The following is a 14,998-nucleotide window of genomic DNA, read 5'->3' on the forward strand; positions in this document are numbered from 1 at the left end:
GTCGACGCGGCCAATGCGGACCTTCGCGATGCGCGAAGCCGCTACACCACCAGATCGTGCGTCAGGTGGGGCGCAAGGATGGCCGTATGGGTTGGAACGAACGCGTCCGAGATCGGCGCCGGCAGAATTGCAGCGGCCGCTTCGTGCTGGCTCGACGACGCCAGGGTGTCGCCGGGCATTGACGTGTCGATCGCGGCAAAACTCCCGGGCGCCGTGCTCTGGTCGCTGGCCTGGAACGAACTGAAGTCGAATGCAGTGCTGTCCAGGGTGGCCGCCGAGGTGAGAGTGCCGCCATGCGTGCCGCCAACGAGATCGACCCGAAGGTTGGTCGCAGCCGAATCGCCGTCCTTGTCGAATGCCGACACATCGAACAGCAGATCCGTGCTCGGGATCGTCGTCATCTCGTTATAGGTGATGTCGTTGACGGTGAAACTGGTGTTTCCGTTGACCGCTTGATTGTAGTCGATCTTGATCTGACTGAATTCCTGTCCAACGTAGAGCGTGTAAGTCTGGGTCGTGCTGTCGAAAGCAGATGTATTGATCAACGCAGCATCCGAGGTTTCCAGAACCACGACGTTGGTAACGCCGCCCGATGGCTTCGGGACGTCGATGTTGAAGTCATGGACCTCGGTGCTGCCGTCAACCACCTTGAAGGTGACATTCGCCGTGCCGTTTCCTTGCCACTGCGTAAGAATGAAACTGACGTGCGACTGCTCCTGCAGGAAGCCGAGGTTCAGTTGTTCGTCGGGATCCATTTTCAGTTCGGTCGCGCCGACCGCGATACCGTTGCTCGACGCCTTGACGTTAACGGGATTGCCGGCGTTGTCGGACCCGGTGATGATCAATTGTCCGTCCGGGGCGGTGAGCGACGGCGTGCCGCCGCCGGAGGCTCCGAAATCGGAGCCGCTCACGGTGACTTCCTTCAGCACCTCGACGCTCTTGAGATTGACCGAGTAGGTTCCGTCCGGGTTGATCAGCAGCGTGAAGTAGGGATCGCTCAGCGCTCCGCTGGTATTTGTAAAATAGGCGTCCAGCTCCACGCCGCCATTCGCCGCATGAGTCGAATAATAGAAGGTGTAGTCGTCGCCATTCCCGGTCACGTGCACCGACGTGATGCCGCCACCGAGGTCTGACGTCGCCAGATTGTAGCCGGTGTCGTCGACCGCGCCATTGTGGATGGCGACCAGCATCGCGGCGTCGCCGTCCGCGCCGAATTTGATGTTGTAGTTGCCGGTGGCGGTCTGATCGTTTTGCGCGGGGATGACGGTGTGGTCGAACCCGCCGATGGTCGGGCCGTCGTCGGTGATGGTGAGCCGGCTGCCGAGATCGAGGCTCGCGGTCTGGAAATCGCCGTCCTTGTCCGTAATGGTCGCGACCAGGCTGACGACGCCGGATGTCAGCGACTTGCCTTCGCCGGTGTCCGGGTTGGTGCCGGACGGCTGCGTCACCGCACGGTACTCGGTGAAGGTCACGAGCCCGCTCACCGGATCGACCGCGATGGTGAAAGCCAGCGCGCCGAGGGCCGTACCGACATGGCCCTCGATGGTGTTGCCATTTTGAACCAGCACGTCGGCGAGGCCGGTGTGCGAGTCGACCAGCCCGGAGGCGGCACCACTGATCTTCAACGAGTAACCGATCGTCGCACCGTCAGCGCCCTGAACCGAGTTGAACGCCGTGGAGAAATTCGCCGACGTCATCGTCAGGCCGGCATTCGGCGCGGTGCCGGGGGTGTTGTCATTCTGTGCCGTTGCCGTCAGATGCGTCTCGCTCAGGCTCAGCGACGGCACCGTTCCGGTTGCGGCGATGGACGGGCCGTCGTCGGTGATGGTGAGCCGGCTGCCGAGATCGAGGCTCGCGCTCTGGAAGTCGCCGTCCTTGTCCGTGATGGTTGCGATCAGATTGACGATGCCTGATGTCAGCGACTTGCCTTCGCCGGTGTCGGGGTTGGTGCCGGAAAGCTGCTTCACGGCGCGAGACTGGCTGAAGGTCACGAGCCCGGTCGCCGGGTCAACCGCGATGGTGAAGGCCAGCGTGCCGCCGGCCGTGCCGACGTGGCCTTCGATGCTGTTGCCGTTGCGAACCAGCACGTCAGCAAGACCGGTGTGCGCATCGACCAGACCGGACGCGGTACCGTCGCCGCCGGTGATGCTCAGCGCGTAGGCGATAACAGCAGCATCGGCGCCCTGAACTGAATTAAATGCCGTGGCGAAATTGCCTGAGATTGTCGTCAGCATCGCATTCGGCGCTGAGCCCGCGATGTTGTCGTCCAGCGTGGTTGCGGTCAGGTGCGTCTCGCTGAGGCTCAGCGACGGCACCGTTCCCGTTGCCGCAATCGTCGGGCCGTCGTCATTGATGGTCAGCCGGCTGCCGAGATCGACGCTCGCGCTCTGGAAGTCGCCGTCCTTGTCGGTGATGGTTGCAACCAGGCTGACGATACCGGATGTCAGCGACTTGCCTTCGCCGCCGTCCGGACTGGTGGCAAGCGGCTGTTTCACCGCCCGGTAGTCGGTAAAGGTCACGAGCCCGGTCGCCGGATCGACCGTGATGGTGAAGGCCAGCATGCCGCCGGTCGCGCCGACGCGGCCTTCGATGGTGTTGCCGTTTTGAACCAGCACATCGGCCTGACCGGTGTGCGCGTCGATCATGCCCGACGGGGTGCCGTTGCCGCCGGCAATCGTCAGCGCATAGCTGATCGTTGCGCCGTCGGCGCCTTGAACCGAGCTGAATGCCGTGGCGAAGCTGCCTGAAATCGTCATCAGCGCCGCGTTCGGCGCCGAGCCGGCGATATTGTCGTTCTGCGCGGTTGCCGTCAGATGCGTCTCGCTCAGGAACAGCGCCGGACCCGGTCCAATCGCCGCAATCGCCGGGCCGTCGTCGGTGACGGTGAGCCGGCTGCCGAGATCGAGGCTCGCGCGCTGGAAGTCGCCGTCATTGTCCGTGATGGTGGCAACCAGGCTGACAACGCCCGATGTCAGCGACTTGCCTTCGCCATCGTCCGGGCTGGTGCCAAGCGGCTGCTTCACCGCCCGGTACTGGGTGAACGTCACGACCCCGCTGACCGGATCAAGCGTGATGGTGAAGGCCAGCATGCCTTCCGCCGCGCCGACACGGCCTTCGATGACGTTGCCGTTGCGCACCAGCACGTCGGCGAGACCGGTGTGAGAGTCGACCAGGCCCGATGCGGCGCCGTTGCCGCCGGTGATCGCCAGCGCGTAGGCGATCGTTGCGCCATCGGTGTCCTGAGCCGAGCTGAACGCCGCGGAGAAGTCGCCCGAAATCGTGGTCAGTGCGGCGTTCGGCGCCGAGCCGGCGATGTTGTCGTTCTGCGCCGTTGCCGTCAGATGGGTTTCGCTCAAGGACAGGGCCGGACCCGGTCCGGTCGCCACAATCGTCGGGCCGTCGTCGGTGATGGTCAGCCGGCTGCCGAGATCGAGGCTGGCGCTCTGGATGTCGCCGTCCTTGTCCGCGATCGTTGCCACCAGATTGACGACGCCCGAGGTCAGCGACGAGCCTTGGCCGATGTCGGAATCGGCGCCAAGCGGCTGCTTGACCGCGCGGTATTCGGTGAAGGTCACGAGCCCGGTTGCCGGATCGAGCGCGATCGTAAAGGCCAGCGCGCCGCCGGCGTTGCCGACGCGGCCTTCGACGGTGTTGCCGTTCAGAACCAGGATGTCGGCGAGGCCGGTGAGGGAATCGGTCAGGCCCGACGCTGCCCCGTTGCCGCCTTTGATCGTCAGCGCGTAACTGATGGCGGCGCCATCGGCGCCTTGCACCGAATTGAACGCCGCCGAAAAGTCTCCCGAGGTCGCGGTCAGTTGCGTCTCGCTCAGCGTCAGCGAAGGAGCGACGCCGGTCGCCGCGATGGTCGGCCCGTCGTCGGTGATGGTCAGGCGGCTGCCGAGATCGAGGCTCGCGCGCTGGAAGTCGCCATCGGCGTCCGCGATCGTTGCAGTCAGGCTGACGATCCCGCCGGCGAGCGAGATGCCTTCACCGTTGTCCGGATCGCTGCCAAGTGGCTGTGTCACGGCGCGGTACGCGACGAAGGTCACGAGCCCGGTCGCCGGATCGAGCGTGATGGTGAATGCCAGCATTCCGCCGATGCTGCCGACATGGCCTTCAATGGTATTGCCGTTTTGAACCAGCACGTCGTCAAGGCCGGTGTGCGAGTCGACGAGGCCCGACGCCGCCCCATCGCCGCCGGCGATCGCCAGCGAGTAGCTGATTGCAGCGCCATCCGCGCCGCGAACCGAACTGAAGGCCGCAGCGAAGTCGCCCGACGTCGCCATCAGCACTGCGTCGGCGGCCGAGCCCGCGATGCCGTCGTCCAGCGCGGTTGCCGTCAGATGGGTCTCGCTCAGCGTCAGATGTGGAACCGCTTCCGTCGCCGCGATGCTCGGGCCGTCGTCGGTGATCGTCAGCTGCTTGCCGAGATCGATGCTGGCGCGCTGGAAGTTGCCGTTCTGGTCGGTGACGGTCGCAACCAGATTGACGAGCCCGACGGGCAGCGACACGCCTTCGCCGCCGTCGGGGTTGGTGCCGAGCGGCTGCGTCACGGCCCGGTACTCGGTGAACGTCACGAGCCCGGTCGCCGGATCGGCGGTGATGGTGAAGGCCAGCGCGCCGCCGGCGACGCGGCCCTCGATGGTGCTGCCGTTCAAAACCAGCACGTCGGCCAGGCCGGTATGCGAGTCGATCAGACCCGACGCGGTCCCGGTGCCGTCGGTGATCGTCAGGGCGTAGCTGATCGTCGTGCCCTCGATGCCCTGGGCCGAGGCGAACGCCGCCGAGAAGTCCGCCGTGGTCGACGTCAGGGCGGCGTTCGGTGCCGAGCCGGCGACGTTGTCGTCCAGCGCCGTTGCCGTCAGATGCGCCTCACTCAGGACCGGCGACGGGCCCGGTCCTGCCACTCCGATCAACGGGCCGCGGACCACGACCGTCACCACCTGCGGGGTGCCGCCGATCGTGGTCACTGTGAAGCTGTCGGTCACCACGTCGCCGACCTTGAGCGCTTGCACGGACTTGCCGGCGTTGTCGAGCGTGTAGGTCCACACGCCGGCCGTCGTGATCGTGAACGTGCCAAGGCCACTCGCGCTTTTCGTCGGCGAGGTGACGGCCGTGAAGGTGTTGGCGGGATCGTCGACATCGGTGTCGGCGAGCGTGCCGGTTGCAATCAACAGGGCGGGCGACGCATCGGTGACGCCGACTGCCCCGACCACCGTGCCGGTCGTGGGGCCGGAAATGTGGGCGGCGTCGTTGGCGCCCACGATGGGAATATTGAAGACCTGGCTGCTCGAAAGCACGCCGTCCGATACCGTGATGGTGAAGCTTTGGGTGGTGTTCTCCTTCAGCGCATTGATCGCGTCATTGTTCGGAACGAAGGTGTACGCGCCGGTGGTGCTGTTGAGATAGAACGTGCCAAACGTGCCAACGCTCGAGATGTCGTAGGCCTGCTGGCCCTGCACCATTTTGGCTGCAGTCCCGCCGGCGAGGCTGAAGATCAGTTGGCCGTTGTTGCTGGTGCTGGCGGAGAACGTGCCGTGCACCGCGGTGAAAGCGTCAAATACCACCGTGTCGACTTCGGTCGGCGCGGCCCCGAGGTTCAGGATTGGCGGTTTCGGCGGCGGTTTGAACGGCTCGTAGAGTAGCGTGAGAAACCCCGGCAGCGGCCCGAGCGCATCTGGCACCGTCAGCGAGTCGGCATTGTTAAAATTGATCGGCTGCAGCAGCTGCAGCTTGTCGAACGGAGTCGCGCCGGATCCCTTCGCGTCCATTCCCTTTTCGTAATTGCCGAGCGTCTCCTGTTGGGCCGCCCGCAATTCCTGCATGCGCGCCAACGTATTCGTGACCTGGATCGCGCTGATCGATGACTCGCGCTTGGTCAGGACGATGGTCTGTCCGGGATCCTCGACCGTGAAGTGTCGGGGGATCGCCTCCTTGGTGACGAGCTCGAACCAGCCGTGCTTGAAGTGCTTGTAGGTGATGGGTTCGTCGTCCAGGAAGGTGACGTCGGGGTCCGCGGCCTGGGCTTCTTCCAGAAGCGCGAAGGTCAGTGCCGTCAGCGACAGCATGCCGAAGCCGCCGGCGGCGGCGCGGCTGCGAATGCTGCCGACGGGCGTGTCCACCGTGAGAGCGCCCGCCTTTGCCAGCTGGCCGCCCAAGAAGGCGAAGATGCCCTTGCTGATTGCGACCAGGGCCGACTGCGGGGCGCCGCCGGAATCTCGGGTGAATTCGCTGAGCTCCGCGCGGGTATCGCCGGACAGGTTGAGCACGGTGCCATCGATCAGGCGGATTTGGATCCGCCCGTCGGCTGCGGTCTCGATGGCGTCGCGCTGATAGAGCGCGATGCCGGTCGCGACCGGAATGACAATGCCGTTGGCGCTCCTGAGGGTGACGCTGCCCGTCGCCGCCTGGATATGACCAATCAACTGGGGCTGCTGGCCCAACGCGGCCTGACACGCCCCGAGCTCCGCGCCGGACGCAACAAACATTGGCTTTTCGCCTGCCGAGTACTCAGGCGGAGCGTGGTGCCGCAGTGTTTTTGGTCTGGCGTGCTCGCGCCGCGAAGTGAAAATATTCCAGTGCCGGCAACCAGAATTCTGCCGGGCCGAAAAGTCTCGATTGAACCTTAATTCGGTAGCAAAAACTAACTTTCAGGAGAGCGCCTGTTCGTCGATACGACAGCGATGCTGACGTATTGTCAGAAGTGCGGTTCCATGGAAAATATTGTATAATTCGTAAGTAGATTGTCCAGATTTTAATTTGTTTCGGCTCCGCCAGGCTCCGAATCGGCCTGTCCGCAATTGCGCGCCTGGCACACTTTAAAGGTCCTGCGGTCCCGGCTCGGCGGTCCAATTCAACTCTCGGGCTGTGACACAAGATCTTCTCAGCATGGAGGGGATCATGCGTGCGCGTTTGATTGGTCAATTGCTCGCGGGCGGCCTGCTGGCGCTGGCAATTGCCACCGTTGGTCCGGCGCATGCGGAGGAGACTGGCGTGCAGCCCGCGGTTCAGGACGCCGGACCGAAGCTCATCGGGAAGGTCGTGTCCGTGACCGGTACCGCCGTGATTGAACATCGCGGCGCGGCCGTCGTCCAAGCGAATACGTCCGGTCAACCCCCCCAGGCGAAGGTCGGCGACCTCGTCTATCAGGGCGACGTGGTGCGGACCGAAGCCAACAGCAAGCTCGGAATCAATTTCATCGATGGGACCTCGTTCAACCTTGCGAGCAACGCCCGCATGGTGATGACCGACTTCGTGTATGACCCGAACAGCACATCGAATTCGACCTTGCTCAGTTTGACCAAGGGGACGTTCACGTTCGTTGCCGGCAATATTGCGAAGACCGGCGACATGCAGATCGATACCCCCGTTGCAACGATGGGAATTCGGGGCACCACGCCGCGCATCGAGATATCAGAGGACGGCACGTACAGATTTGCGACGCTGATCGAAGAGGGCAAGTCCACGCTGGCGAAAAAGCCCGGGAAACGGGCCGCGCTGAAACCGGTGCAATATACTCACAAGTTCGATCCCAACGTCTGCCGGGGGTGCTAGGAGCATATTTTTGAGCGCAGGCCATTCCCGGTGCACGCAAGGCTGCGGCCTTGCGGTGACCCGCGGGAATAGGCGACTGCATATTTTCAAGAACCGGGGCCCGAGATGAGAGTTCGTGCAAGGACCGGGGTCATTGGCAGCCTTGCGCCGCTTGTCATCCTGCTGCTGCTGTCGTTGCCGGCGGTCGCGCAGAACCCGAAGAAGGATAACTATCTCCGGAACATGGCCTTGTGCAGCGGCGCTGACCGCGCGCCCACCGATGCTCGTATCACCGGCTGCACGGCGCTGATCGATGCGCATGACGACTTGTCGACCGATGCCTTGGCTGTCGTCTACAACAATCGCGGCATCGCCTATGCAGCGAAGCGGGACTACGACCGCGCCATCGGGGATTTCGATCAGTCGATCGAGCTCAATCCAAGCTACGCCAGGGCATTCAACAATCGCGGCGTGGTTTTCCTGAAGAAGCGCGACTACGATCTTGCGACCGAAGCTTTCGATCAGGCGATCCGGATCAACCCCAATTACGGCCAGGCCTTTGCCAACCGTGCCGAGGCTCACCTGAAGAAGAACGAGTACGAGCGTGCAGCGCAGGACTACGATCGGGCGATCCAGATCGAGCCGAAGCTGGATGGCGTGTGGAATGGCCGCTGCTGGACCCGCGCGATCCTCGGCGCGCTGAAGGAGGCGCTGGAGGATTGCAACAAGGTGCTGCAGTCGGGGCCTGGCAACGCCGCGACCTACGACTCGCGCGGCCTGATCTACCTGAAGACCGGCCAGCTTGCCGCGGCGATCGATGACTACAGTGCTGCGCTTCGGATCGATCCGAAGCTGGCGAGCGCGCTCCATGGGCGCGGACTGGCGAAGCTCAAGCAGGGCGACAAGGCGGGCGCCGACGGCGATATTGCGGCGGCCAGGGCAATCCAGCGCAACATCGCCGACGACTTCGAACGTTACGGCGTGAAGATAGAAGCGCCTATGCGTTGAGCGTACGCTCGAAGAAATCCACGAATGCGCGCGCCTTGGCGGTCGCGGCGCGCCCGGTGGGCAGCACGGCCCACAGGTCGAGTGCCGGAAGGCTCCAGTCCGACAGCACCGCGCGCACGGCGCCCGATCGCAGTTCGGGGCTGAACATCCACTCGGACGCGACCGCGATCCCGGCATCGGCAAGCACGGCCGCCCGGACGCCTTCCGCCGCCGTCACGCGCAGCCGGCCCTGTACGGTCACGGCGAGTTCGGTGCTCTCGCGCTGGAACGACCACACGCTGCCTTCGCGGATGTAGATGACGGCCTGATGCCGGACCAGCTCGCTCGGCGTCGCCGGCGTGCCGGCGCGATTGAAATAGGTCGGGGTGCCCAGCACCAGGCGTTTGCATCGCGCGACACGGCGTGCGGTCAACGTCGAATCCAGCATCCGGCCCATGCGCAGCGCGACATCGATGCCTTCCTGGACGAGGTCGATCTGACGGTCGTCGAGAATGACCTCGAGCTCCAGGTCCGGATTGTGCGCGAGGAATTTCGGCAGCGTCGGAATGAGATGGATCCGGGCGAAGGTGACGGCGGCGCAGACCCGCAGGCGCCCCTTGAGGCCGGCGCCGGCGCCGCGCGCGGCGAGCTCGGCTTGCGCCGCTTCCTCCAGCGCCCGCCTCGCGCGTTCGAGATAGCCGATCCCGGCCTCGGTCGGGCTGAGGCCGCGGGTCGAGCGGGTCAGCAGCTTGACCCCGAGATACTCCTCGAGCTGCGCGACCGACTTCGAGACGGCCGGCTGGCCAACCCGGAGCTGCCGCGCCGCGCCGGAGAAGGAGCCGGTTTCGACGACCCGCACGAACGTCTCCATCGCTGCCAGACGATCCATCCTATTCTCCGCAGGAATGAGGGCTATCGCTGTGTCTGTCTGCCATGATCGGCCGAAATTGGCCATTTTCTTCGCTGCGCCGGCGGCGAACAGGCGAGGCGGGACACGCGTTTGTGCGATTGACAGGACCGGCCGGGGCCGTCAATCAGGCGCGGGTGCGTATGCCGGGATGCGACAGCAGGAGGCCTGAATGCAGCGACCGACGACATCGTCCGGTGTTGTGGATTTTGCGCGCGGCGGCTCGAAGAACCTGCCGGGGCAAATCGTGCTGGTGCTGCAGGGCGGCGGCGCGCTTGGCTCCTATCAGGCCGGCGTCTATCAGGCGCTGCATGAAGCCGGCGTCGAGCCGGACTGGATCGTCGGGACGTCGATCGGGGCGATCAACGCCAGCCTGATCGCCGGCAACGCGCCGCAGCACCGCCTGGCGCGGCTCACCGAATTCTGGAGCCGCGTGCAGCGCTCTTCCAGCTGGGATCCGCCGGAGGCCTTTTCGGGGCTCGGAAACAGCTGGTCCTACTGGACGACGCTGGTCCAAGGCATTGCGGGCTTCTTCACGCCCAATCCGTTTGCCCATGCAGGCCACAGCTATCCACTCGGCGCCGATCGCGCCGGCTACTATTCCACGGCACCGCTTCAGAGCACGCTCGGCGAACTCGTCGACTTCGATCTGATCAATCAGGGCCGCCCGCGCCTGACGGTGGGCGCCGCGCACGTGCGCAGCAGCCAGATGACCTATTTCGACAGCAGCCGCTGCAAGCTCGACGCCCGGCACATCATGGCGTCCGGCGCGCTGCCGCCGGCGTTTCCCGCGGTGCGCGTCGACGGCGAACTGTACTGGGACGGCGGCATCCTCTCCAACACGCCGACCGAAGTGGTGTTCGACGACAATCCGCGCCGGGACTCGCTGATCTTCAGCGTTCATCTGTGGAATCCGATCGGCCCCGAACCGGCGACCATGGCAGACGTGCTCAACCGCACCAAGGACGTGCAGTATTCCAGCCGGATCGCCAGCCAGATCACGCGCCATCAGCAGACGCATCGTTTGCGCCACGTCATCAACGAGCTGGCGGCGAGGTTGCCGGAGGCCGAGCGCAGCCGGCCCGAAGTCAGGGAATTGATGAGCTATGGCTGCCAGACGCGCATGCATGTCGTGCAATTGCTGGCGCCGCAGCTGTCGCACGAAGACCACACCAAGGACGTCGACTTCAGCCCGTCCGGCATCAGGCAGCGCTGGGAGGCCGGCTACGCTCATGCCCGCGACGTGCTGGCCCGCAAGCCCTGGGCCGGCCAATTCGATACGCTCTCAGGCGTGATCCTGCACGAGGCAGGGTACGGCGCGATCGCCGCGGAGTGAACCCGGCCTGCTTGTGGGATGCCGGCGGCGCTCAATCGGCCGACAGCGGTTCGCCGGTCAGTGACCAGCTTTCGCCGTCGAACGTTGCGATCCGCAAGGTGCGGAACGGCGTGTAGTCGCCGGGCTTGGTGCTGATCGAGATGCCGGGCAGCATCATCGGCAGCCGCTCGCCATGGAGCAGGGTCGCCTGCTTGATCAGGTTTTCGCGGGTCAGCTGATCGCCGCATTTTTGCAAGGTCCGCTCGATGGCGTGGACATTCATGTAGGCCACGAGCACCGAGTAGTCGTCCGGATTGGCCGAGGAAGCGTATTTTTTCAGGAACTCCTTGTAGGCCTTGACCTCAGCGTCATTGGCCCAGGCCGGATCGCCGGGCTGCTTGAGAAATTGCGTCGTCACCAGCCCCTTCGACGCTTCGAGGCCCGCCGGCTTCAGGATGGTCTCGACCGATGCCGTCGATCCGCCGATGATGTGCAGGGGCTTCCAGCCGAGCTCGTAGACCTTGCGGATCGACTGCGCCGCCGCCTTCGACGACGATTGCTCGATCAGGGTGTCGACGCCGGCCGCCTTGAGCTGCACGATCTGCGAGTCGATCGTGGGATCGGCCAATTCGTAGGAAGCCTGGGCAACGATCAGCGTCTCCTTGGCGCCGAGGCCAGCGCGGAGACCCTTGAGGTAGTCCTTGCCGTAATCGTCGTTCTGGTAGAGCACGCCGATCTTCGCGTCAGGCTTTGCGGCCAGGATGTACTTGGCAACGACGCGGCCTTCGGTTTCGAAGTCCGGGTACAGCGGAACCGTCCACGGGAATGTCTTGGGATCGTTGAAGCGGCGTCCGCCCGCGGTGATGAAGAGCTGCGGCACCTGCTTGCCATTGAGGTATTTCTGGATCGCAACGTTCGGCGCGGTCCCGATGGTACCGACTTCGGCCAGAATGCCGACATCCTCGACCAGCTTGCGCGATTGCTCGACGGCCTTCGGGGCGCTGTAAGCGTTGTCGAGCTGCGTGAAGCTGATCTTGCGGCCGTTGATCCCGCCCTGCCCATTCAGCATCTCGAAATATCCGACCACGGCCCGTCCGGCGCCCGCGCCGAACGCCGAGGCCGGACCGCTCAGCGGCGTCGACTGGCCGAGCTTGATCTCGGTATCGCTGGCGCCGGGGTCATAGGCCTTTTGGGCATAGGCGGGGGCTCCCAGCAGGCACGACAGCGCAGCGGCCGCCAATACGCGGTTGATGTGGTTCAAGACGATTTCCTCCCTCTTGTATTTTCTTGAGAATATTTTGCTCTAGCGCAGCAGCTCGCGGGCGATCACGACGCGCTGGATCTGGTTGGTGCCCTCGAAAATCTGGGTCAGCTTGGCGTCACGCATCATGCGCTCGACCGGATAGTCCATGGTGTAGCCGTAGCCGCCGAAGATCTGGACCGCGTCGGTCGTCACCTTCATCGCCATGTCGCTGCCGACGCATTTGGCCATGCTGGCGAGGACGTTGAGGCGCTTCCAGTCGCCGGCATCACCGGCGCGGGCGCATTCATAGACCAGCGCGCGCGCCGCCTCGATCTGGATCGCCATGTCGGCGAGCATGAACTGCACGCCCTGGAATTCGGCGATCGGCTTCTTGAACTGCTTGCGCTCCTTGGCGTAGGCCACGCAGGCATCGAGCGCGCCCTGCGCGAGGCCAACCGACTGCGCGCCGATGGTCGGGCGGTTGAGGTCGAGCGCGCGCATCGAGGCGCGAAAACCCTTGCCTTCCTCGCCGACCAGATTTTCCGCCGGGACCCGGACATTGTCGAAGAAGATCGGCGTGTTGGGGGCACCGCGAAAGCCCATCTTGCGCTCGTGGCGGCCGAACGAGATGCCCGGCATCTTCTTCGGCTCGACGATGAACGCGCTGATGCCGTCGGCGCCGTTGCCATCGCTGGTCCGCGCCATCACCACGATGTAGTCGGCGACGACGCCGTAGCTGCACCATTGCTTGCGGCCGTTGAGGACGTAGCTGTCGCCATCCTTCACGGCGCGGGTGTTGAGCGCGGCGACGTCGGAGCCGGCTTGCGGCTCGGAGATCGCGATCGCCGTCACGACGCCGCCCTCGGCGATAACAGGCAGGTATTTTTTGCGCTGCTCTTCCGAGCCGAAATGCAGCAGCGGCATGATGAACATGGTGTTGAGCGCCGCGATCGACGCGCAGGCCGGCGAGACCTTGGAGATCTCCTCGCGCGCGATGCAGGCCATGGTCAGATTGCCGTTCGGGCCGCCATAGCGTTCCGGCACCCAGAGCTGCATCAGCCCCATCTCGCCGAACAGTTTGACGAGCTCGAGCGGGAAGCGATCGGTCTCGTCGATCTCGGCGGCGATCGGCGCCACGTGCCTTGCGACCATCTTGCGGACGTTGTCGCGGAACGCGATCTGCTCCTCGGTGAAACTCATGCGGACTCCCCGGTCGTTTTCTTTTGCCGGAAGCCAAAAAGGGGCTTCCATTGAATGGGTGATCCATTTAATAATCCACCTCATGAGCACCAAGTCAAGCCCTCGCGCGCCCGCGCGTCCCCGGGCCGCCGCTCCGAACCGGCGCGAGCGCGCCATCGATCTGCGCGCCGCAGGTAGTGCGGCCGCGCCGACCTTCAAGCCGATCCACACTAGGCGGACGTTCGAGGAAATCTGCGAGCGGATTCGCGAGCAGCTGGCGCTCGGCGTCTTGAAGCCCGGCGACAAACTTCCCGCCGAGCGCGAGCTGGCGCAGCAGCTCGGCGTCAGCCGCAACGTGCTGCGGGAGGCGCTGCGCAGCCTCGAGATGGCTGGCGTGCTGAAGCTGCAGAAGGGCGTCAAGGGCGGCGCCTTCATCCAGCAGGGCGATACCCGCCGCATGAACGAGGTGATGCGGGACATGCTGAGCCTCGGCACGATCTCGGTCGGGGAATTGTCCGAGGCGCGGGTTCACGTGCTCGATCTGGTGGTGCGGCTGGCCTGCGCCAATGCGCGGCGTGCCGATCTCGATGCGCTCGAGGCCAACATCGCGCGGACTGAGCTGGCGACCAAGGAGGGCCGGCTGCTCGACCGGGTCGAGTGCTCGCGCGAGTTCTACAAGCTGCTGGCAGCGTCGACCGGCAACAAGGTGATCGCGATGATCGTGGATTCCGTCACCGAGATCCACATGCGCTTCGTCTACGCCAAAGTGGCATCGAGCGGGGTCGCGATGGCGCGGCTCGCCGAGAAGCGACGCCAGTTCCTGGCGGCGCTGAGCGACAGAAACGTGACGCTGGCGAGCCGGCTGCTGCGAGCGCACCTGGAATCCGTGCAACGGATGCTCGAGCAGGATCCGGGCGCGATGTCGCTGCACGTCGCGCTGGCGGACGTTCAACCCGGAATGCGACGCTAGACGCAGCAAACCGATACTCAAACAGCAATAACAACGGAGGCAAACGTGTCCAATTACGCCAAGTACGAGTGTCTGAAGGTCGAGGTTGCGGACAAGGTCGCGACCGTGACCTTGAACCGCCCGCAGGCGCGCAACGCGATCAATCAGAAGCTGATCCGCGAGTTGCGCACGATCTGGGACGATCTTGCCGACGATCACGCCGTCAATGCCGTGGTGCTGACCGGCGCCGGCGACTTCTTCAGCGTCGGCGGCGACGTCAAGGCGATGTCGGAGCGGCCGGGCGGCGACGTGCTCGAGGAGGGCGAGGTCCACGATCCCATGATCAGCCGGCGCGGCGTCACTCGCCAGCTCGAGCTCGACAAGCCGATCATCGCGGCGATCAACGGCGATGCGATCGGCCTGGCCGCGACCCACGCGCTGCTCTGCGACATCACCGTGATGGCCGAGGATGCGCGGATCGGCGATACGCATGTTTCGCGCGTCGGCCTGGTCGCCGGCGACGGCGGTACCGTGATCTGGCCGCTCTTGGTCGGCATCAGCAAGGCCAAGGAATTTTTGATCCGCGGCACGCTGCTGAAGGGCGCCGAGGCGGAGCGGATTGGCCTCGTCAATCATATCGCGCCGCGTGCCGAGGTGCTGGCGAAGGCCCGCGAGATCGCGGTCGAGCTTGCCAACGGCCCGACCTGGGCGATCCGCTGGACCAAGCTGTCGATCAATCAGGTTATCAAGGACCGCGTCAACATGCTGCTGGAAGCGTCAATGGCGCTGGAGCAGGTGACGTTCGAGACCGCCGACCACAAGGAAGCGACGATGTCGTTCAAGGAGAAGCGCAAGCCCAGATTCGGCCGGGGCTAGGTACGGCCG

The 14,998-nt window shown here is 64.7% G+C and carries 9 protein-coding genes; 5 read left to right on the plus strand and 4 right to left on the minus strand.

Going from position 1 to position 14,998, the window contains the following annotated elements; translation table 11 throughout:
• Positions 1 to 41: 41 nt before the first annotated feature.
• Entirely contained in the window at positions 42 to 6,488 is a 6,447-nt protein-coding gene (locus CI41S_RS35915) for a DUF5801 repeats-in-toxin domain-containing protein (RefSeq protein ID WP_139863724.1), read from the minus strand.
• Between the two features lie 412 nt (positions 6,489 to 6,900).
• Here CI41S_RS35915 and CI41S_RS35920 point away from each other — a divergent pair, with 412 nt between their 5' ends.
• On the plus strand, positions 6,901 to 7,554 hold the full coding sequence (locus CI41S_RS35920; RefSeq protein WP_229174050.1) for a FecR family protein: 654 nt from the start codon (positions 6,901 to 6,903) through the stop codon (positions 7,552 to 7,554).
• Between the two features lie 105 nt (positions 7,555 to 7,659).
• Complete coding sequence (locus tag CI41S_RS35925) at positions 7,660 to 8,541, plus strand: tetratricopeptide repeat protein (protein WP_139863726.1); 882 nt, start codon at positions 7,660 to 7,662, stop codon at positions 8,539 to 8,541.
• Here CI41S_RS35925 and CI41S_RS35930 read toward each other — a convergent pair.
• Positions 8,531 to 9,409 (minus strand): LysR family transcriptional regulator, encoded by an 879-nt coding sequence (locus CI41S_RS35930; RefSeq protein WP_139863727.1) that lies wholly within the window; start codon positions 9,407 to 9,409, stop codon positions 8,531 to 8,533. The genes CI41S_RS35925 and CI41S_RS35930 overlap by 11 nt on opposite strands.
• 190 nt (positions 9,410 to 9,599) lie before the next feature.
• Between CI41S_RS35930 and CI41S_RS35935 the strand changes: the two genes are divergently transcribed.
• Positions 9,600 to 10,763: a patatin-like phospholipase family protein gene (locus tag CI41S_RS35935; protein ID WP_139863728.1), complete on the plus strand. Its 1,164-nt coding sequence runs from the start codon at positions 9,600 to 9,602 to the stop codon at positions 10,761 to 10,763.
• Positions 10,764 to 10,794: 31 nt separating this feature from the next.
• Here the strand turns inward: CI41S_RS35935 and CI41S_RS35940 are convergent, their stop codons facing one another.
• Positions 10,795 to 12,003 carry an ABC transporter substrate-binding protein gene (locus CI41S_RS35940; protein ID WP_172628325.1) on the minus strand — a complete coding sequence of 403 codons (1,209 nt, stop codon included), beginning with the start codon at positions 12,001 to 12,003 and terminating at the stop codon, positions 10,795 to 10,797.
• 42 nt (positions 12,004 to 12,045) lie between these two features.
• A complete protein-coding gene (locus CI41S_RS35945; RefSeq protein WP_139863730.1) occupies positions 12,046 to 13,185 on the minus strand; it encodes an acyl-CoA dehydrogenase family protein in 1,140 nt (379 codons plus the stop codon).
• A gap of 82 nt (positions 13,186 to 13,267) precedes the next feature.
• Between CI41S_RS35945 and CI41S_RS35950 the strand changes: the two genes are divergently transcribed.
• The gene (locus CI41S_RS35950) at positions 13,268 to 14,134 is read left to right on the plus strand and encodes a FadR/GntR family transcriptional regulator (RefSeq protein ID WP_172628326.1); all 867 of its coding nucleotides are present in this window, start codon (positions 13,268 to 13,270) and stop codon (positions 14,132 to 14,134) included.
• Positions 14,135 to 14,179: 45 nt separating this feature from the next.
• Positions 14,180 to 14,989, plus strand: a complete 810-nt coding sequence (locus CI41S_RS35955) for an enoyl-CoA hydratase/isomerase family protein (RefSeq protein ID WP_244626789.1) — start codon at positions 14,180 to 14,182, stop codon at positions 14,987 to 14,989.
• Positions 14,990 to 14,998 lie beyond the last annotated feature (9 nt).

Origin of the sequence: Bradyrhizobium ivorense (genome assembly GCF_900696085.1) — a bacterium.
Taxonomy (GTDB): domain Bacteria; phylum Pseudomonadota; class Alphaproteobacteria; order Rhizobiales; family Xanthobacteraceae; genus Bradyrhizobium; species Bradyrhizobium ivorense.